Below are 19,685 nucleotides of genomic sequence, written 5' to 3'. Positions count from 1 at the left end.
GTCCACCGGAGCCAGGGTCTTTTCCGCTTCGGGCTTCTGGTGACTCGTCATGTGGACCCGCGGACGGTTGGGACGAATTGGACACCTGGCTAACTTACTGCCCGACGCGCCCGCCGTTTGGACGCTCGGGCGGTGCGCCTCCTGACCACTCAGAGTGACACACAGGCTGCACCACGGCCGAATACGCGACACCTCAACATGCGGGCCTATCAGTCCCGAGGCACATTCCGGAGGCCCTCCCCGAGCGCCGGGTCGTGATCACCATGTGCGGCGGCACAGTCCTCACTTCGGGCGTGGAACTGGTGCTCAGCCACGAGCACAAGCAGATTGAACGACAGCCGTACGAGGAGGGACTCGATGGGCTGCTAGCCCTCCATCGGCCCACGCTCACCGCTCGCGCGCATCCCTCCAGTAGTCATGGAGCATCTCGGTCGGCCACGAAGGCTGTGTGACAGGGCCGCGCGGGAGCATCTCCTTGAACACGGCCACGAAGTCGATGACCGGCGTGCCGTCGACGGCGTCGAGATCCGTCACGTGGAGGTCGCGCCCGTCCACTCGGAGCAGTCGCGGGAACGACGTCGCGATACGGGCGGGGCGCCGGTGGTTGCGGTGTACGAACGTTCCGGTCGCCGGCCATTCCGGGTTGTTGCGAGGGCTGCGGGCATGCAGCGCGACGTCGCTGGGCGAGCCCTCGGAGAAGTACCAGGTGACCTGGAGATGTGAGAACTCCTCGATCCCCTGCAACGTGTCGAGGGGGTAGTCCGGGCGCAGCCGGATGATGGATTCCACGCCGCCCTGGAAGTCGTCGCCGACCTTCAGATGGCCCCCGACAACCGTGGCGACGATCGGCACCTCGATGGACTGTGCGGTCACAACTGCCCCTTCTGTCCTTCCAGATGGGATGCCCGGTACGTGACCGCACCGCGCCCCCATCGTCATGGCGCGGTCAGGCTACTCGCCTGAGCACGGCCTTGGCTCGTTCGTCGATCTCCGCTGCCGCGCTGATCCCGCGGTTGCGGTACGGGGAGAGAACCCGGCGCATGTTGATCACCGCCTCGCGGGCTCGACCGGAATGGACGCCGTTCATGGCGTCCAGGGCTTGGGCCCAAGTGCCGCACGCGGCCTCGACGTTGCCCTGACTTGCCTGCGCGGCGCCCAGGTATCCCAAGGTCACGACGTGAGTGCGACCGAAGGCACCAGTCTCCCTCGTATGGACACTGCGCCAGAACTCGTCCTGGGCCCCCTGGAGGTCGCCGAGAGCCCAGAGCGTGCGAGCTGTCTCGTGAGCCAGGCTGGCCTCGGAGAAGAACCAGACGCGGGCTGGTTCGTCATCCCCGGGCTTTGCCGCTGCGAGGTCGTCCTCAGCCCGGAGGAGGACTGCACGCGCTTCTCGCCGCTGTCCGGCCGTGGCCAGGCTCCGCGCCCGCACGACGCCTAGCAAGGCTCGTTCGCGAGGAGTCGCCAGGGTGTACCGCTTGTGCTCGACCGAGGCCGTCGCGATGTCCACGGCTTCCTCGGGGTGGCCGAGATCTGTCGCCTGGTGGGCCATGGCTCGCAGGACGTGGCCAGCCAGTGGTGCGTCCTCGGCCTCGGCCGCCAGCTTCACCGCCAGGGTGAAGTACCGCCGGGCGGCCTCATGGTGCGACGCGTCGAAGCTCATCCAGCCGGCGACGTACACCAGCTCGGCAGCGGCGGCGAAGAGGCGGCAGCGCGTCTCGTCACTGGCGAAGACACCGCCGACGTACGTCGCGACGTCGTCGTAGATGTACTGGTAGAGGGCTGTCCGGCCGTCCACTCCGCCTTGGCGTTGGTCGCGCTTCGAGAAGAACTCGGTCATCTCCTTCAGCGCGTTGATCTCGGCAGTCCCGATTCTCCGGCTCGTCGAAGCGGGGCGCGATCGGGCACGCTCGGGGGCCTCGTCCCACCACGTCTGTCCAGGCAGGGCGAGTCCGGTCACCGAGTAGGCCGTGCCGGCCAGCACTCGGCGTCGCTCCAGGTCCACGTTGCTTCTCCCCAGATCCACCAACGCACTCACCGTATCGACGTGCCATTCGGATGCCATGACCGCACCCGATTTCGGCGGGGTGAGGCCGATCTCGGCGGGAGTGATGGGGCGTTGGAGCCGACGGGACAACGTCTCGCTCAAGATAAGGGGCGCCCGCCCGGAGGGTTCCGTTCCCGCGATCCACATCGCGATGTGCGAGCGGCTGGTGCCGAGCAGCTCGTCGGCGCCGACCTCGGCCGCAACCCGTATGAGGGCAGCGGCGACTTTCGGCTGCGACCATCCGGTTTCCGCGATAACAGCGGCCAGTTTCTCGTTCCGCTCGCGCCTCATCGTGCGCCCCTGTCCACAAGATGATCTTTGACGGGTTTGACGGCGTCGCCGACCGGTGGGGGATACCAACCCACCGTGATTCACGGTTCGCTCAAGGTCAACGAAACCACCAACTGGCTTCCCCCCGGGAGGAATTCGGTGAACGCAATCCAGACGTACGGCTCTGGAGACCGGATGCTGCCGGGCGGACCGGGCCATGTCTCCGAGCCGGCCCAGGGCAGAGAGGGAGGTCCGAGAACGGCGGTCGACGCGAACCTCCGCAGCTTCGACGCCTCCACCGAGACCTGCCGCCGAGTCCTTGATGGACTCCGGCGGACGCTGTGAGGAGGCCGAGATGATGCCCATCTGGAGCCTGGAGTCCGTCATCGAGTCCCCCGAGTACCGGGTGAGCCTCACCATGGTCTCGGACGACAGGGCACCCGGGGCGGCACGGACCTTCACGCGGGAGAAGCTGTCGGCCTGGGGACTCGAAGACCTGATGGACCGCACGGTCTTGATCGTCAGCGAACTCACCACGAACGCCGAGCGCCACGGCGGTACGCCAGGCGGCACCGAGCGCCCCTCGGACGCGAACGGCCAGGTGGTGGCCGAGCACATCACCCTGACCCTCGCCGCCCAGAGCGGAATCGTGGGCATCGAGGTGGAGGACAACTCTCCCTTGCCGCCGATCCCTCGCACCAGTGGGCCGGACTCGCTGGACGGACGCGGTCTGCTGCTCGTCACGGCCGAGGCCGACACGTGGACGGCTTGTCTCAACGAAGACGGCAGCGGAAAGCGGGTTCTCGCGGTCGTGAGACGCCGAGAGTCCGTCCCCTGCGGCCTGACCCCCACCGCACACCCCTTTCAGCCCCCCTCGCTCGCCATGGAGGCGTTCGCCATGCCCGCTCAACCCGCGCCCGTCGCCTTGCCCTTACCCCCGAGGAAGAAGATGGAAGACGTCGTGACGCAGCATGTGCTGCTCCTCGACCTGGACGGTGTCCTGGTCGATACGCGCCCCGTCATGCAGGAGGCGTGGCGTGCGGTCCAGCAGAGTCACGGCATCGACCTGCCGTTCGAGATGTACGAGCAGCACCTGGGCCGTCCGTTCAACGACATCATGGAGCGGCTCGAGCTGGCCGACGCCGATCGGATCCACCAGACGTACGCGGAGGCTTCGAAGGCCGTCTCCCCTCCGGCCCGACCGTTCGAGGGCATAGAGGAAGTGCTCCACGCCTTCGCCGCCGCCGACTGGCGCCTCGGCGTCGTAACGTCCAAGCCCTTGGACCGAGCCGCTCCACTCCTCGCCCAACTCGGCTGTCCCTTCGCCACCGTCCGCGCACCCGGCGGTCCGGGGAGAGGCAAGCCGGCCCCGGACCCGCTGCTGCTCGCACTCGTTGACCTCGCGGCCGATCCGGCGTCCGCAACCTACGTGGGCGACATGGAAGTCGACCGTGAGGCCGCTCGCCGAGCCGGTATCTCCTACGTACACGCCGCCTGGGGTTATGGCGCCCCCGGCACTTCGGAGCCCCAGATCGCACAGTCGCCGGTGGACCTCCTTCGACTGCTCGACGTGAGCAAGAAGAGCGTGTCCCTCATCGAGGGGAGCCTGCTGTGACCGACTCTGGCCAAGGCGTCGAGGCGCTGATGACCGCGCTGGAAGCAGAGTACGGTGATGCGCTCGTGACGGCCGGCGGCGTGAGCTGGCTGTCGGTCCACCACGTACCGATTCGCCGCCTGGTCACCCGCCTGGTGAGGCAGCTCTTGGAACTGGACGAGGTGCCGACCACCACGGTGTTCGGCGCAGCCGAGGATCTGGTGGTGGCTGGCGGCAGTACGTCTCTCGGCTACGTCGCGTACGAAGTGTCCGAGGCAGGTCTTTCCTTTCTCCTCGGGCACGGCGAGCCCGGCCAACTCACCCCGGACGGTGGCGAGCTCGCGGTGCCGGTCCAGCCTCGCTTGAAGGTCACCACCGCACCCGTGTGCGCCGTCTCCTGGTCATCCCGCCATGCGGAGACTTTGCTTCCGGTTCTTTCCGACCTCGCCTGCCAAGGGGTGAGGAGCACCGTCGTGGACATGGCCTCCGAAGTGGATCAACGTTTCCCGGATACGTCGGAACCGGGAATCACCGTGCTCCGCCTGCCAGAAGAAGCCCTTGGCCGACACAGAGACGTACCTGCCCAGAGCGCTTTCCGGCCCGAAAACGAGCGCACGGTACGAGTAGGACAGCACGAGATCGGCATCGGCCGACTGGCGTGGCTCGCCGCCCGAGTGCTTGTGCGCAGCGCCGGCTGCACCCAACCGTCTTGGTCGGCAACGCTGTACGTCGAGCAGTGGCTCGACGCCGTTCTCCTCGCATCCCACAGTCGGGTCCTGTTGTGCAGCAACGACTCCAGCCCGCTCGGCGTCCTCGCCGTTCGCGCCGCCGAACGTGCTGCCGCGGACACCGTCTACGTCCAGCACGGCGCGTGGATCGAGGGGCAGACCTCCTCGCACGCCCAGCGCTGCCGCCATGTCGCGGTCATGGGGGCGCGTGATGTGCGCGCGGCCCAGGCGCGGACTCGACGCGCTGACGCTCGTACGTACGTCGTCGGCCAGCCGCGGTTCGACGGGCTCACCCAGGTTGACCGCCTCGGTCAGCGGGCCTACCTGCAGAGGATGTTGAAGGAGCAGACGGGTTCAGCGCCGACAAGGATCGTCGTGTGGGCGTGCCAGCCGTTCAACGAGCAGCGGCTTCTTGGCCAGACGGAGGTTCTGGTTGAGGGGCTACGTAACGCGGAGGGCGGCTGGGGCCTTGTGGTGGCGCCACACCCTGCCCAGGACGCCGAGACGCTGTCGCCTCTGCTCGACGTGCTGAACGGTGTCCCGGTCGCCTTGATCGGCTCGGAGGTCGGAGCCCGCGGATGCCTGGCCGGCGGGGATGCCCTGATCAGCGCGTCATCGACGTGCGGGATCGAGGCTCTGCTCCTCGAAGTGCCAGTACTGGAACTGGCGCTTCCTGCCACGCGCACGTTGGGACTCGCCGACCACGGGGCCGCTTGGCGTTGCGAGTCCAGCCGGGATATCGCCAGGTTCCTGACGCGTATCGACGAGTCTCCGCAGACCGTACGCGTACCGACGGCGGCCAGGGAGTCGATCTGCCACTGGGACGGCCGCAGCGCCGACGCCGTCGCGGACATCGTCACCCAGGCGCTGTCCGGCAGCACAACTCCCCACCACTCAGCGCAAGGGACCGACAGGCGATGACAAACACGTTCACCGGCGACAGCGTTGCCGAACTCTTCATCGGCGCGGTGATGTTGGCCAAGAGCGGGGACAAGGTCAGCCCGCGCGGAATGGCCACCCGCGAGGTCTTCGATGTCAACATGACGCTGACCCAGCCCAGGGCCCGTCTGCTGTACGCGCCGCCCGTCCGAATCCTCAATCCCGCCTTCGCGGTGGCCGAGACCGTCTGGCATCTCTCCGGGACCGACGCCCCGTGGATCTACGGATACAACGAGCGGCTGCGCCAGTACGCCGACGACGGGATCCTGCAGGGTGCCTACGGCCCGCGGATGCGGAACTGGGCCGGGAAGGTGGACCAGCTCCACCGCGTGGTCGAGATCCTCAGGGACGACCCCGACTCCCGCCGCGCTCTGATCCAGCTGTACGACCCGGCCCGCGACACCGCCGGGCACAGGGACGTCCCCTGCACGCTCGGCTTCCGCTTCCACCTGCGTGCCGGCCGCCTGCACATGTCCACCACCATGCGCGGCCAGGATGTGTGGATCGGCCTGCCGTACGACCTGTTCTTCTTCACCACGCTGCACGAGCTGGTCGCGGGCTGGCTCGACGCGGAGCTGGGCGAGTACCACCACCACGTCAGCTCGCTGCACATCTACGAGCGCGACCTCGACAGGGCCGACGGGCTGACCGACGTCGCCGCGAGCCCCCTGATGCCCGGACTCACCACGCCGTGGGAGGGCTTCGACGAACTACTCGGCCGAGTCGAGGCACGTGCTGAGACCGGGCATCCGGGCTGGGACTCCATGGCCGACACGATGTGCAGCTACCGGCTGTGGAAGGACGGGATGCGCGAACAGGCGTGGCGCGTCGCCGACGCCGTCGACGGACCTCTCGGCGAGGCCCTGACGGCCTGGTACGGCGAACTGACCCGCCGAACCGGAACCTCGGCCGCCCCGGCTACTGCGGGAAGGAGGTGACGACCGCGGTGGACCACGTGCCCGCCGTCGTTCTCGGCCTCTGTTCCTACACGCACGACTCCGCCGCCGCGCTCCTGGTGGACGGTGAACTGGTCGGCTTCGTCGAGGAGGAACGCCTCTCCCAGAAGAAGCACACCCACGAGTACCCCCACCACGCCGTCGAGTGGCTGCTGGGTGAGGCCGGCCTCACGTCCGCCGACGTCGACGCCGTCGCGTACAACTTCCAGCCCGTCCGCTACCTCGCCGAGACCCCCGCAGCCCTGCGCCTCGCACTCTCGGGCACAACCCGTGGCCGGGCTCTGCCACGGGCCGCCGGATTCGCCAAGGTTGCGCTGCGCACCCGGCGCCGGGTCCAGTCCCTCGGCCGACAGTTCCCCGGCGCGCAGGTCTCGCCCGTACTGCACCACCGCGCCCATCAGCTGACCGCCTTTGCCGCCTCGGGGTGGGACGAGTCCGCGGTGCTGGTCGTCGACAGCCTCGGCGAGCGGCAGACCACGACGATCGCCCACGGCCACCATGCCGACCGTCCCGCTACCCGTACGCTGGAGGCGATCCACGACCCGGCCTCGCTGGGCTACGTATACGGGGCGGTCACCGAGCACCTGGGCTGGCGCCGGGGCGACGAAGAAGGCACCGTGATGGCGCTCGCCGCCCTCGGCGACCCCGCCCGCTTCCGACACCTCTTCGCCCGCGCGGTCCGCACCACCGCCACCGGCTTCGCCCTGGACCCGGCCTACTTCCCGCCTCGCGTCCTCACCTCCGGCTACCCGCGGACCTCCCGCCGCTTCGTCGTGGAGACCTGCCCGCCCCGGCGCCCGGACGAGCCGCTCCAAGAGGTTCACCAGGACCTGGCCGCAGCGCTGCAGGAGCGCACCGAACAGGTGATGCTCCACCTGGCGCGGCGTGCCCGCCTGCTCACCGGCTCCGGGCGGTTATGCCTGGGCGGCGGCGTGGCCACGAACTGCGTCAGCATCGGGCGGATCATCGAGGCGGGCATCTTCGACGAGGTCTTCGTGCCGCCCGCTCCGGGCGACGCAGGCACCGCGCTCGGTGCCGCGGTCGCCGTGCACACCGACAGCGGGAACGGCCGGCCGCTGTGCGGGGTCGCCCGCGCCTGCTACCTCGGGCCGTCCTATCCAGAGCCGAACCTGGACCTCACCCCGTGGCCGGGACTCCAGCAGAAGTCCCTGGACATCGAGGTCGCGGAGTTCCTCGCCGACCAACTCGCCCACGGCATGATCGTCGGCCTGTTCCAGGGACGGGTGGAGGCCGGCCCCCGCGCACTGGGGAACCGGTCGATCCTGGCCTCCCCTCTGGAGCCCGGCGTCGTCGAGCGTCTGAACGCGGGCGTGAAGTTCCGCGAGCCGTTCCGCCCGTTCGCCCCCATGGTCCTCGCCGACCGAGCACGGGAGTTCTTCACCCTCGGCCAGGACGCGCCGTACATGTCCATGGCCTCAGGAGTGACGGACAAGGCCCGCGAACACATCCCCGCCGTCGTCCACGCCAACGGCACCTCCCGCCTCCAGACCATCAACCCGACCCAGAACCCCTTCATGCACGACGTGCTGCGGGCATTCGCTCGTCGTACCGGCGTCCCCGTGCTGATCAACACCTCGCTCAACGTCAAGGGCAAGCCCATCTGCGGCACCCCGGACATGGCCCTCGACTGCCTCGCGCACTCCGGGCTCGACGCCCTGCTGCTGGAAGGCCGGTGGATCACCAAATGAAGATCGGATACAGCTTCTGGGGCTTCCTCGGCAACGGCATCACGGACACACCCGACGGAGGCCGCAGCCACCGCCGCCCTCTGGTCGACGCTCTCCTCGCGCGCGGTCACGAGATCGTCTTCCTCCAAGCCGACCGGGACCTCCTTGAAGCAGGAGACGACCTCGGCGGTACGTACACCTTCGACGGCGGCATCCCCGACATCGACGTGCTGTTCCTCGAATGGCGCTGGCTCATCGACGGACGCAACAACACGCCCTGCGGCACCGAGGGACACACCTGCGACCTCCACCGCCAAGCCGAACTCGTCAAGCGCTACACCCTGGTCCGCAGCACCCCCACCGTGATCTGGGACAAGGACCGCCAACTGCGCGAAGACAACGTCCTTCGCCGTGCCCCCGGCGTCGCGGTGTGCGAGGCAGCCCTCACCCCCACGCTCGGTGCTCACCGTCTGCTCTTCCCCGTCGACGACCGACTGCTGGACCAGGCGGACCCGAACGCACTCGCAAAGAGGCCGCGGGAGACAGTGCTCGCCTACGTCGGCAACCGGTACGACCGCGACGCACAGTTCGACCGCTACTTCTCCCCGGCCGCCGCATGCTTCGATCACCAGGTCGGCGGAAAGTGGACGGACACCAGCCGCTGGCCGCACATCACCTTCCTCGGCCGGATCCCCTTCGAGGGGGTGCACCGCCTCTACAGCGGAGCCCTGGCCACTGTCCTGCTGCTGCCCGAGCGATACGCCGCGGTCGGGCAGATGACGCAGCGGATCTTCGAAGCCGTTCTCGCCGGGTGCCTTCCACTGGCTCCCGCCGGTATTCAGCACGTTGAGCGGTTCGTTCCCGAGGAACTGGTGGTGCAGTCCGGCGGACAGGTGATCCGACGTATCACCGACCTCCAGAAGATCGCCGGCAGCCACCGGCACGCCGAACTGATCGCCGCCTGCCTCGGCCGTCTGGAACTCTTCCGGCTCAGCCGTCAGGTGGACGCGCTGGAGACCGTTCTCGCCACGGTCACGGGAGCTGCCGAAGAGCAGCGAGGAGCCGCGTGATGAAGCACCTGCCGCAGGCCGCCGAGCCCGGACCATCCGTACGTGTTCCGGCGGTCGGTCCGTCCGGACACCTCAGCACCCCTAGGGTGGAGCACCATGAAGAAGGTCGCCATCGTCGGCTGCGGAGGCAGCGGCAAGTCGCATGTGGCCCGTGCGCTGGGGGATGTCCTGGACGCCCCGGTGACGCACCTGGACGCCGCGTTCTACGACGACGAGTGGAACGAACTGCCCATGGAGAAGTTCGCCGCGGTCCAGCGCGACCTGGTCGCGCAGGAGAAGTGGGTGATCGACGGCAACTACAACTCCACGCTCCAGATCCGGCTCGAAGCCTGCGACACCGTCGTCCTGATGGACGTCTCCACCCCTGCCGCACTGTGGGGGGTCTTCTCCCGGCAGCTCCGGCACGGGGCCGGGCACAAGGGCAACGGGGTGCACAACCGCATCCACTGGGGCGTGATCAAGTACGTGGCGACGTACCGGCGCAAGATGCGTCCCCGTGTCATGGCCAAGATCGATCAGTTTGCGGCCGGGCATGCCGACGTGGTGCTGCTGACCAGCCGACGGCAGACGCGGCGCTGGTTGCGGAAGGCCGCCGCCCGGCAGAGCTGAGCCGCCCGCGCCTCCAGCGGGGGTGCGGCGCATGAACCTCAACCCGTTCCTCGATCCCGGGCGGCAGGAAGCCCTGTACGGGCACGCCTCCCGGCTGGCCAGACGGTCCAACGCGTTGATGCGGGCCAGGACCGCTGGTCGGCCGGTACCCGACACCATCGTCCACCTTGCCCGGTCCCACCGTGCGCAGGGCTCGGAGCGTCTCCGCCTCGTGGCGGACATCGGTTGCGGTCGCGGCACCAGCAGCCGGGTCCTGGCCGAGCAACTACATCCAAAACGCCTCGTCGGCATCGACGCGGCGCCCGCGCTGGTGGCCGATGCCCGCAAGCGGGTGGGCCGCGTTCCCGGTGTCCAGATCGGCTTCCTGAAAGGGGACTTCCACCGCATACCGATGCCGGACGGTTCCTGCGACCTGGCCGTCGCCGCCTTCTGCCTCTACCACTCGACGCACCCCGAGCAGGCCATTGCGGAGATCGCCCGTGTCCTGGCCCCCGACGGCGTGGCCATCCTCGTCACCAAGGCGCTCGACAGCTACCGCGAGATGGACTCCCTGGTGGCCGCCGCCGGACTCGACCCGCGCGCCGAGCAGCACGAAAGCCTCTACATCTCCGCGCACGGCGGCAACCTCGCCGACCTGGCGAAGCCCTCCCTGAACGTGATCACGACCGAGCACGAGGAGCACCGCTTCACCTTCGACGGACACGATCACGCGGCCGAGTATCTCGCCACGAACCCGAAGTACGACCTCGCCCCCGACCTGTACGGCAAGCCGGGCGCGCTGGCCGCCGCGCTCCACGAATTCCTCTCGGACCAGCCGATCACCACCAGCTCGGTCATCACCTACGTCGTGGCCCGGCCGCGAGGAGGCCGGACGTGAGAATCACCCACTTCACCAAGACTTACGCGACCCCGGAACACACTGCCGCCGCCGCCCGTCACCGCACCTGGCTGGACGCCCACGCGCAGCCGCTTCGCCAGCCGGCCCTGACGGTCACCGGCCCGAACAGCCTGACCTTCGAGTGGATCGAGGGCCGCCACGCAGAACCCGGCGACCTGCCGCGGCTGGCGGGGCTGCTGGGCAGCGCTCACGGCACCGCCTGGGCCAGTGACCTGCGATCCGTCTCCCTGAACGAGCCGCACACCTTCCGCGACGGCACTCCGTTCGGCGGCTACCTCACGGTACGCGAAGTGGCACTGCGCAGGCGGCTGGAGCAAGGCCACCTGCCGGACAGGATCGCTCTGCACGCGATGCTGACGCTTTTGGAGAAGACCGCCGAGGGGCCCGCCGCCTTCTACAAGGACAGCAACCCGCGGAACTTCCTGTTCACCGAGGACGGCACGGTCTTCACCCTCGATACCGACGACCTCACACTCGCCCCGTTCGGGTACGACCTGGCCAAGCTGATCACGACGCTGGTCATGACGTACGGCCCGATCGGCCCACCCGCCATCGACGAGGCCCTGAGCACGTACAACGAGGCCGCCGGCCGCCACGACTCCCGGCTCGGTACGACGGATCGCGAGCGCCTCGACGACTTCCTCGCCCTGCACTGCGTTCTGACCGCCCCGTACGCAGGGCGCAACGGTTACCGCTTCGGCTGGCCGGTTCCACGCCCCCGACTCCAAGGTCTCGCATGATCACCACGGAACTCGTCTTCGTCCGCCATGGTGAGGCCCACTGCAACGCCAAAGGCGTCGTCGGCGGCCCGGCCACCTGCACCGGGCTCACCAACCTCGGGTACGACCAGGTCGAACAGGCAGCTGCCCGGCTAGCTGACGAGCATCGCGACAGGCCCTTCACCGCTCTCTACACCGGCCCTCGTCTCCGACTTCGGCAGACCGGCGAGATCCTCAGCCAGGCGCTCGGCCTGCCGATGCGCACCGCGCCCGGTCTCGACGGCCCCATCCACGGTGCGGCCGACGGCAAATCCTGGACCGAGGTGAAGACCGCCGCCGACGGCGGGCCGCACGCCCACCCCGACCGGCCCTGGGCGGAAGGGTCCGACACCTGGAACGGCTACCTCCAGCGGGCCGGAGACTTCCTCCACGGCCTCATCGACCGGCACGAGGGCGATCGTGTCCTGTTCGCCGCACACGGCGAGACCGTGATTGTCGCGCACACCTTGCTTCTCGCGATCCCGCCGGGTTCGCCGGCGGGCTTCACCGTGTCCCACGGTTCCATCACCCGCTGGCAGCACCACCTAAACCGCCTCGGCCAGCGGCGCTGGATGCTGGACCGGCACAACGACACCGCCCACATATACGCGTCAGCGACGGAGGCGGCGTCGTGATCACGGCGTACGACGACCCGCGCATGGAACTCGCGCGCCAGACGGTCGGAGCCGTCCACATCGTCGCGGACCCGGCCCTACCGCCTCACCTGCTACACCTTGTCGATGTCCGCGGGAACGCCTACTTAGCCAAGCAGCACGCCAATTGGAACCGGTATGTCCACGAGGCGCACGCCTACGTGACATGGGGACGCCACCTTCAAGGCCACGCCCCTGAGTTGGTCGGCCGACAGGACTCCACACGCACTCTGCTGCTCACGGCGGTACGTGGGCAGAGCGGCGACGTCCTGCCGCCGGGCTCGGCCGAGGAGGAACAGGCTCACCACAACGCCGGCCTCGTGCTGGGTGCCCTCCACCGGGCCACGGCAGGTCCCAAGACCGGCGGCATCGGCGTCGAGCTGGCCGGTCGGCTCCGAGGCTGGGTCGACAGGGCCGACCGCGCGGACCTCCTTTCGACAGACGAAACGAGGCGCCTGCTGCAGGTCGCGGACCTTCTATCCCGCATCCAGGTGGAGAGCGCCGTGTGCCACCTCGACTACCAGCCCAGGAACTGGCTCATCGGGGACGGCTTCTGGATCTGCGACTTCGAGCACATGCGACGCGACGCCCGCATCCGGGACTTCGCCCGGCTCGAGTTCCGCCGCTGGCAGGCCGCCCCTCATCTCCGTAGCGCCTTCTTCGCCGCGTACGGGAGGGAGCTGAGCGACGCCGAGCAACATCTCCTGGAGTCCTTCGGCGCCATCGAAGCAGCCACCGCGCTGGTCCGGGGACACGAGCAGGACGACCTCGCGCTCAGCGCCCACGGCCGCACCGTGCTGGCGCGGCTGAGCTGACCGACCCCACCAACCTCTGGAGAGTTCCGTGTCAGAAAGCACCTCCGCCTCGACCACACCGACGCCCCGGCGCGCGGTGGTGACCGGAGCCGCCGGATTCATCGGCTCTCACCTCGCCCACACCCTGCTCCAGGCAGGAACCACTGTGATCGGCGTCGACCGTCGCGACCCCGCCACAGATCAGACGGCAGCGGCCAACCTCGCCGCGTCGCACGGCCTCCCGGGATACATGCACATCACCGCCGATCTGCTGACCTGCGCGATCGATCCGCTCCTCTTCGACGCGGACGTGATCTTCCACCTGGCGGGCATCCCCGGCGTACGACCTTCGTGGGGCCCGCACTTCAGCGACTACGTAGCCTCCAACATCCTCGGCACCCAGCGAGTGATGGACGCCGCCACCCGCATGCGCGTCCCCCGCGTGGTCGTAGCCTCCTCCTCCAGCGTCTACGGACCCACCAGCGGCGGTCCCAGTGTCGAGAGCGACCATCCTCGGCCGGCCTCCCCGTACGCGGTCACCAAGCTCGCCGAGGAGCAGCTCTGCCTGGCGCACGCGGCCCGCGTCGACTGCCCCACAGACGTCGTCGCTCTGCGGTACTTCACCGTCTACGGGCCGCGTCAGCGCCATGACATGTTCACCCACCGCGCTCTCCTGGCCGCCATCACCGGACAGCCGCTCCGCCTGTACGGCGACGGTCACCAGCGCCGGGACTTCACCTACATCGACGACGCGGTCACAGCCACCATCGCGGCTGCCTTCGCGCCGACCGACACGGGCATCGTCAACGTCGGCGGTGGCTCCAACGCCTCCCTGCTCGAAGTGATCAACATCGCCAAGAGCCTCGTCGGCCGCGACATCCAGATCCACGTGGAGCACGCACGCAACGGCGACGTCCTGACCACCCGGGCCAACTCCGGCCGCGCCCACGACCTACTGGGCTGGCAGCCCACGGTCGACCTTCACAACGGCATGCGCGCCCAGATGCAGGCCCTGACCCGGCCGGCGTACCACGCCGCGGCCTGACCATCTCGCGACCTGACAGGAGTTGCCGTGGAGAGCCCCGAAAAAATCCGGCGGGACGCCTTCTTCCGCCGGATCACCGCGCAATTCCCCGCCGACGGACAGATCAGCTCGCTGATCATCACCCACCTGCTCCCCGAGCGCCCGGCGTTCCTCCACGCGATGGCCCGGATCACCACGGTCGCTGCTGTGCTGCCCAAGCCCAGGTCCATCTCCCAGCGGACCCTCACGGAGGTGCGCCGCGAGTACGCCGTGCACCCTCTGAGCCGCGTCCTGTTCACGGACCCCACCAGCGCCCTGGAGTACCTGGAGGTCACCGCTCCCGGTCGTGACGTCGTACTGCTCGACATCGGGGGCTACTTCGCACCCAGCCTCGGCACTCTGGTCGAGAAGTTCTCCGGCCGGATCGTCGGCGTCGTCGAGGACACCGAGAACGGCCACCAGCGGTACGCGTCACTCGGCCAACTGCCCTGCCCCGTCTTCTCGGTGGCGCGGTCCCCTCTGAAGGACTGCGAAGACCACCTGGTGGGACGGTCCATCGTCTTCTCCACCGAGTCCCTGGTCCGCACTCGCGGCGACATCCTGGTCAGCCGGGGTGCCTGCGTGATCGGCTTCGGCAAGGTCGGCCGCGCCATCGCCCAGACCCTGCGCGCCAACGACGTACGCGTCACCGTCTACGACAGCGACCCCGTCAAGCGAGTGCAGGCACACTCCCAGGGGTTCCGTACGGCCACTTCCCGCGCCGAGGCACTCCGCGACGCCGACCTCGTGTTGTGCGCCACCGGCAACCTGGCGCTGCGGCAGGGGCATTTCGAGGCGCTGTGCAATGGCGCCTACGTGGCCTCGGTGACGTCCTCCGAGGACGAACTAGAGCTGGGCTCGCTCGACGGGCGCTATCGGCGGACTCCCGCCGGGGAGCATCTGACGCGGTACGACGTGACGGGCCATCACTTCTTCGTTCTCGCCGACGGCGGGGCCGTCAACTTCGTCCACGGCGCGTCCGTCGGTACTTACATCCACCTTGTGCAGGCCGAGATACTCGCGGCCACCGCTGCGCTCAGCCGCGGCGACCACGAGCCGGGCCTGCATGAAATGTCCTCGTCCGAACGCCGGGCCATCGCGAAGGTCTGGCTCGACCACTTCGCCGGGTGATCACGGCCCCAGTCCCACACACCCTTGATCCGCCATCGACCTACAGGAGAACGCTGTGACCGCCACCGCAGCGCGTCGCCATATAGCGGTGATCCCCTGCCGCTGGGGCGCCTCACGATTTCCCGGAAAGCCCCTGGCCCTGCTCGGCGACATGCCGCTGCTGTGGCACGTCCACCAGCGCTGTCAGGAGGCGAAACGGATCGACGACGCCGTGGTCGCCACCGACGACGAGCGCATCCAAGCCGCCTGCCGCCGGCTCGGCATCCCCTGCGTGATGACCGGCGACCACCCCACCGGGACGGATCGCGTCGCCGAGTGCGCCCAGCGCGTTCAGGCCGACGCGTACATCAACGTCCAGGGCGACGAACCGTTCATCGCCCCCGCCGCGATCGACGCGGTGTCGGAGGCCCTGTTCCACCTCAGCGCCGAGACCCTGGCGGTCAACGCGTACGCGAAGCTGGACGACGCGGCAGCGGTCATCGACCACAACGTCGTCAAAGTGGTGGTCGGCGAGAACGGCAAGGCCCTCATGTTCTCCCGGCAGCCGATCCCGTATCCGCGGGGCCATCGTCCGAACTACCTGCGACAACTCGGCCTTTACGGCTTAACGCGCAGCGGACTCGACCTGTTCCGGCACCTGGAACAGGGACCAGTTGAGCGCGCCGAAGGCGTCGAGATGCTCCGGCTGGTCGAGCACGGGCACGGAGTACGGATGCTTCCCGTCGAGGACGAGGGCATCGCGGTGGACACGCCGGAGGACCTCGAAAGGGCGTGCGCGCTGCTGCGATCCCATTCTTGAGAGCCCCTGGATTGCCAATATCGCTGCTCGAGAGGTTCTGGATCTGCTCGGTGACAAGCCGAGCTGCGCGACAAGCTGCACTCGCTCCAGGCCCGCTCCCAGGTTCCGGCGATCGACGGATACCTGGAAGCCGCAGGCTGCCAACTGGGAACTCACCGGGCCCCGAACCAGCCCCGCCGGACGTAAGTGGAGGCGGCGTGGCAGGGGCGCCAGGACTCGCCATCTGACACCTTTGAGCGCGTCGTACCGCTCCCACGCCTTGCCCACGCCCGCCGCCAGGATGCCCTTCGCAGGGCCCAGCAACCGATCCAGCCCGACAGGCCCTGCCAAACGCCGGTAGGGCGCCCCGCTCCGCCGCAGATCCGGGATAGAGCGGCTTGTCCCGCCCCGCATCCCGAGCCGAGGGGAATCGTTGAAGGACGGGCTTAGCGCATCAGGCTGAATACAACAGCGGCTGCCAGCCCGCCGAGCAGGGCGCCAACGGCGGTTTGGGCGGGGGTGTGATCGCGGAGGGCAACGCGGGACCAGCCTATGGCTGCGATTCCGAGCATCAGTGGCGCCATGCGCACGCCGTACGCGAGCAACAAGATCACGACGACCCCACTGGCAACGGCGGTGTGCACCGAGACCTTCCACCAGACAGTCACGATCATGGTCACGACGAGGCCGACGAGCATGGCGACGACCAGAGCGAAAACCTCACGGGGAGCACGGAAGGCGACAAGCAGCGAGATGCCGATGAGCACCGATGCCATCGTGGCGAGGAGGGGGACGGCTCGCTGCTCACGGACTCGTATGTGCTTGTCGGTCCAGCTGCCGCGCTTCACGCCGAGCATGATGACGGCGAACGGGATGCCGCCGCAGAACAGGGCGGCCAGCACGCCCCATCCGAGCCCTGTGACGCTGCTCGTGCTGTGCCAGCCGATGATCAGAAGTATCGCGATGACGAGGTTGGCCGGCGCGAGGGTGTCGGTGATGAGGCGGGCCGTGCGGGACTCGGTCACTGTGTCGTCTCCTGCGTTCGGGCGTGGTCGAGCTTGGCGGCGAAGGTGCGGGTGAGGTCGGAGTTGTAGGCCCTGGCGAGTTGTTTAAGTGCGTGGATCTCGCTGGGCAGATCCCGTCCGCCGCTGGCCGGCGGGAGGGGTTCGCCGGACGAGGGCTCGTTGCGCTGCCGGGAGTTCTGGGCGCCGACGATCCAGCAGGCTTCCGCTGCGATGTCGGCTTGGGCGCCGATGAGGCCGGAGGCAGCGACGTGGGCGCGGGCCTGGTCGCGCAGGCTGCTGGGGGCGTGGTCGCTGAGGGTTAGAACGGCGTCTCGGATCTCGATGGTGCGGCGATACAGCCGGTCGTGAACGTGACGGGGGCGGAGAATCTCGGATGTTCTGCGCCGGGGCGGGTCGAGGCGGACGGAGGGTACGGCCTCCGTGAGGCTGAACCAGATCGGGTAAAGCTGCAGCAGGTCGCGGTATTCGCGGCTCCAGCGGAGCAGTCGTCCGGCCGCGGGCAGCGTGCTACCGGTCACGATGAAGAGCAGCGCGGTGAAGAGCAGCAGACCGCTGATCGCCACACTCATGCTGGCCGGAACGGGGCTGTGTCCCAGGAACCCCAGGATCACGAAGGCCACGCGGTGCACGGCGTAGACGATGCCGATGGTGGTGCCCATGCCGGTGAGACGCAGGCCGCGGCCGAGGAGGCCGGTGCCGGGCTGTCGGCCCCAGCGCCAGCACAGCCGGGAGGCGCTGAACAGCGCAGCTGCGAGGTACCCCGTCCACACCACTCCATAGGCGGCGATGCGCCAGTCGGTGGCGTAGTCGGTGAGCAGGTCCACCGCCTCGTACGGTTGAGGAGCGGCGAAGAACAGCACCGCGATGATGGCTGCCGCAGCGACCGGGACCAGGAGGTGGAGGCGGGAGGACTTGAGCCCGGGTGCCTTCTCCTCGGCCATGTTGTGTACGAAGGTCAGCACCGAGTGCGCCGCGACGATACCGCTGAGGTGCTTGCCCAGGGAGCTCAGGTTGTGGACATGCAGGCTTGCGTCCAGGGGCGCGGCGACGAAAGCCGGCCGGAGCGTCATGGCAACCGCCAGCGCGAGGAAGGCGCTCCACAGGACTCGCTTGCTCGGATCGCGCCATGCGGCCGGGGTGCGCCAGGCGGTGACCAGCCACAGCAGGACCGCAGGAAGTGTGTCGATCATTCCAGGGCGCTCTTATGAGTCGCTGAGCGCATCGCCGAGGCGGCGGAGGACGCTGCTGCGTGCGGTCTTGCCGGTGCGGGAGGTGGCGGCCTTGCCGGCGATCAGCCCTGCGAAACGCTCGGCGTCGCGTTCATCCTCGGTGCCGTAGCTGGCCCGGGTCAGGAGACTGACCACGGTGGCGGGGTCGATGTCCGCGAACAGGCCGCCGCCTGCCGACTGGACGCCGTCGAGGATCGACGTGTGGCCCAGGAGCATGTGGCCGATCTCGTGCAGGATGATGTGGTCTTGGTGCAGCGGGCTGGTCGCTGCCTCGTGGAAGATGTGGTCGGCCTTCTCGGTAGCGATCCAGACACCGCACGGAGCGTCGGTGCCGGAGATCCCAGGAACGCTGTGCAGGTGGAGCGGGCGACCGCGCTGTGCTGCGATCTGATCGCAGAAGACCTGGACGTCGAAGGGCTCCGGGATATCTATCGAAGTGAGCAGGTCCTCGAAGTCCGGGCTGCCCTGACGTCCATTGCCAGGTTGCTCGCGTCGGCTACGCAAGGGCAACTCCGCTCCGAAGGTATCGCTGTACGTGAGGCAACCGGAACCCTGCGTTCCGGCGTCGCAACGATACGTCAAGGGCTGAGGAGCATTTATCGCCCGTGCGCCAAGTTCCTCAACGATCAAGGGCTATGCCTGATTCAGTATCATTTGATCATGGCTCAAAAAGGGGCATGTAGGGCCTCACGGCATGCTCGGTGTCGCTGTGAGGTATGAGATCGACCCGCTGAGTGATGTCCGCCACGTATTGGTCACGCGAAGAGCCGTGCCCGTGATGATCGCTCTGCGTTACGTGCTGGATGCTCCGCCATCCTGGAGTCCTTCCAGGGTGCGGGCCCGCTCGATGAATCCCTTGATTGTTTCAAGGGTCTCTGCCGAAAGGCCGGAGGCTCTTAGGGCGACATCCCGTACTTGGTTGTCCCGCATGGAGGCGAGTAGCGACAACTCGGCGGCGATCCGCTCGGAGGACTCGTCGCTGAAGAAGTAGGCGGGAGGGACGCCAAAGAAGCCGGCGAGGGCTTCCAGGTGCTTCATGGTCGGGTTGTCCTTCTTGCCCGTCCGCAAGCTCCAGATGTAACTCGCCGAGATGGTGGGTCCCCCGGATCGCTCGATGCCTGACGCCACCTCTTCGTAGGTGTATTGGCCGCGGTTCTTCGGATGGACCGTCGTGAAGAGGTGGTCGAGCTTCTGCGCGAGGGTGCGCTGCTCGGCGGGCGCTCCTTCGCTCATGTCGGCCTGTCCTTCGTAGCTCGCTCGGTTCTGATCGTATCGACTGCTGTGAACGATACACATCCTGACGTGTCCGTTCCATTCTTGTCAGTTGACGAGATCCATATTCACTGGTCTAGTGTCGTCGCGTCGCCATCGACTGATGTGAATGGGTCGCTCCCGAGGGCCGGACCGATGTGAGAGGGGGACCGGTGCGAACGCCGCCGAACAGAGGGCCGTGAGGGC

Annotated in this window: 20 protein-coding genes; 14 read left to right on the top strand and 6 right to left on the bottom strand. The window is 68.2% G+C overall.

Features of this window, described 5'->3' with window-relative positions; genetic code table 11:
- Positions 1–387: 387 nt before the first annotated feature.
- Together H4N64_RS11325 and H4N64_RS11320 are read right to left on the bottom strand one after the other, a co-directional pair.
- Positions 388–873, bottom strand: a complete 486-nt coding sequence (locus H4N64_RS11325) for a TrmO family methyltransferase domain-containing protein (RefSeq protein WP_336246685.1) — start codon at positions 871–873, stop codon at positions 388–390.
- Between the two features lie 73 nt (positions 874–946).
- Positions 947–2,335 carry a Tat pathway signal protein gene (locus tag H4N64_RS11320; protein ID WP_186282093.1) on the bottom strand — a complete coding sequence of 463 codons (1,389 nt, stop codon included), beginning with the start codon at positions 2,333–2,335 and terminating at the stop codon, positions 947–949.
- A gap of 138 nt (positions 2,336–2,473) precedes the next feature.
- On the opposite strand from H4N64_RS11320, the gene H4N64_RS11315 reads away from it, so the two are divergent.
- The 14 genes from H4N64_RS11315 to H4N64_RS11250 all read left to right on the top strand — a co-directional run bounded on the left by H4N64_RS11315 (position 2,474) and on the right by H4N64_RS11250 (position 15,994).
- Positions 2,474–2,659, top strand: coding sequence for a hypothetical protein (locus H4N64_RS11315; RefSeq protein WP_186282092.1), 186 nt, complete (start codon positions 2,474–2,476; stop codon positions 2,657–2,659).
- A gap of 10 nt (positions 2,660–2,669) precedes the next feature.
- Positions 2,670–3,929, top strand: coding sequence for an HAD-IA family hydrolase (locus H4N64_RS44940; protein WP_260859656.1), 1,260 nt, complete (start codon positions 2,670–2,672; stop codon positions 3,927–3,929).
- The gene (locus H4N64_RS11305) at positions 3,926–5,557 is read left to right on the top strand and encodes a hypothetical protein (RefSeq protein ID WP_186282091.1); all 1,632 of its coding nucleotides are present in this window, start codon (positions 3,926–3,928) and stop codon (positions 5,555–5,557) included. The genes H4N64_RS44940 and H4N64_RS11305 overlap by 4 nt, the downstream gene beginning before the upstream one ends.
- Positions 5,554–6,513: a thymidylate synthase gene (locus tag H4N64_RS11300; protein WP_186282090.1), complete on the top strand. Its 960-nt coding sequence runs from the start codon at positions 5,554–5,556 to the stop codon at positions 6,511–6,513. Before H4N64_RS11305 ends, H4N64_RS11300 begins: the two co-directional genes overlap by 4 nt.
- Positions 6,510–8,240, top strand: a complete 1,731-nt coding sequence (locus H4N64_RS11295) for a carbamoyltransferase family protein (protein WP_336246684.1) — start codon at positions 6,510–6,512, stop codon at positions 8,238–8,240. The genes H4N64_RS11300 and H4N64_RS11295 overlap by 4 nt, the downstream gene beginning before the upstream one ends.
- Entirely contained in the window at positions 8,237–9,289 is a 1,053-nt protein-coding gene (locus tag H4N64_RS11290) for a CgeB family protein (RefSeq protein WP_186282089.1), read from the top strand. The genes H4N64_RS11295 and H4N64_RS11290 overlap by 4 nt, the downstream gene beginning before the upstream one ends.
- A gap of 96 nt (positions 9,290–9,385) precedes the next feature.
- Positions 9,386–9,898, top strand: coding sequence for a P-loop NTPase family protein (locus H4N64_RS11285; RefSeq protein WP_186282088.1), 513 nt, complete (start codon positions 9,386–9,388; stop codon positions 9,896–9,898).
- Positions 9,899–9,929: 31 nt separating this feature from the next.
- Positions 9,930–10,775: a class I SAM-dependent methyltransferase gene (locus H4N64_RS11280; protein WP_186282087.1), complete on the top strand. Its 846-nt coding sequence runs from the start codon at positions 9,930–9,932 to the stop codon at positions 10,773–10,775.
- A complete protein-coding gene (locus H4N64_RS11275; RefSeq protein ID WP_186282086.1) occupies positions 10,772–11,536 on the top strand; it encodes a phosphotransferase in 765 nt (254 codons plus the stop codon). Before H4N64_RS11280 ends, H4N64_RS11275 begins: the two co-directional genes overlap by 4 nt.
- Positions 11,533–12,189, top strand: coding sequence for a histidine phosphatase family protein (locus tag H4N64_RS11270; RefSeq protein ID WP_186282085.1), 657 nt, complete (start codon positions 11,533–11,535; stop codon positions 12,187–12,189). The genes H4N64_RS11275 and H4N64_RS11270 overlap by 4 nt, the downstream gene beginning before the upstream one ends.
- Positions 12,186–13,022 (top strand): phosphotransferase, encoded by an 837-nt coding sequence (locus H4N64_RS11265; RefSeq protein WP_336246683.1) that lies wholly within the window; start codon positions 12,186–12,188, stop codon positions 13,020–13,022. Before H4N64_RS11270 ends, H4N64_RS11265 begins: the two co-directional genes overlap by 4 nt.
- Before the next feature lie 28 nt (positions 13,023–13,050).
- Positions 13,051–14,046, top strand: a complete 996-nt coding sequence (locus H4N64_RS11260; protein WP_336246682.1) for an NAD-dependent epimerase/dehydratase family protein — start codon at positions 13,051–13,053, stop codon at positions 14,044–14,046.
- Between the two features lie 27 nt (positions 14,047–14,073).
- Complete coding sequence (locus tag H4N64_RS11255) at positions 14,074–15,195, top strand: NAD(P)-dependent oxidoreductase (RefSeq protein ID WP_186282084.1); 1,122 nt, start codon at positions 14,074–14,076, stop codon at positions 15,193–15,195.
- 55 nt (positions 15,196–15,250) lie between these two features.
- On the top strand, positions 15,251–15,994 hold the full coding sequence (locus H4N64_RS11250) for a 3-deoxy-manno-octulosonate cytidylyltransferase (protein ID WP_336246681.1): 744 nt from the start codon (positions 15,251–15,253) through the stop codon (positions 15,992–15,994).
- A gap of 425 nt (positions 15,995–16,419) precedes the next feature.
- Here H4N64_RS11250 and H4N64_RS46340 read toward each other — a convergent pair whose 3' ends face one another.
- From H4N64_RS46340 to H4N64_RS11230, 4 genes are all read right to left on the bottom strand, one after another.
- Positions 16,420–16,998 carry a phosphatase PAP2 family protein gene (locus H4N64_RS46340; RefSeq protein WP_186282083.1) on the bottom strand — a complete coding sequence of 193 codons (579 nt, stop codon included), beginning with the start codon at positions 16,996–16,998 and terminating at the stop codon, positions 16,420–16,422.
- A complete protein-coding gene (locus H4N64_RS11240; protein ID WP_186282082.1) occupies positions 16,995–18,188 on the bottom strand; it encodes an MAB_1171c family putative transporter in 1,194 nt (397 codons plus the stop codon). Before H4N64_RS11240 ends, H4N64_RS46340 begins: the two co-directional genes overlap by 4 nt.
- Before the next feature lie 12 nt (positions 18,189–18,200).
- Positions 18,201–18,731 (bottom strand): hypothetical protein, encoded by a 531-nt coding sequence (locus H4N64_RS11235; RefSeq protein WP_186282081.1) that lies wholly within the window; start codon positions 18,729–18,731, stop codon positions 18,201–18,203.
- A gap of 288 nt (positions 18,732–19,019) precedes the next feature.
- A complete protein-coding gene (locus tag H4N64_RS11230) occupies positions 19,020–19,460 on the bottom strand; it encodes a helix-turn-helix domain-containing protein (protein ID WP_186282080.1) in 441 nt (146 codons plus the stop codon).
- Between the last annotated feature and the right edge of the window lie 225 nt (positions 19,461–19,685).

The organism is Streptomyces cupreus (assembly GCF_014257025.1).
GTDB classification, from domain to species: Bacteria; Actinomycetota; Actinomycetes; order Streptomycetales; family Streptomycetaceae; genus Streptomyces; species Streptomyces cupreus.
Note: the sequence above shows the minus strand (reverse complement) of the source record. Positions and strands in the feature narration are given on the sequence as shown.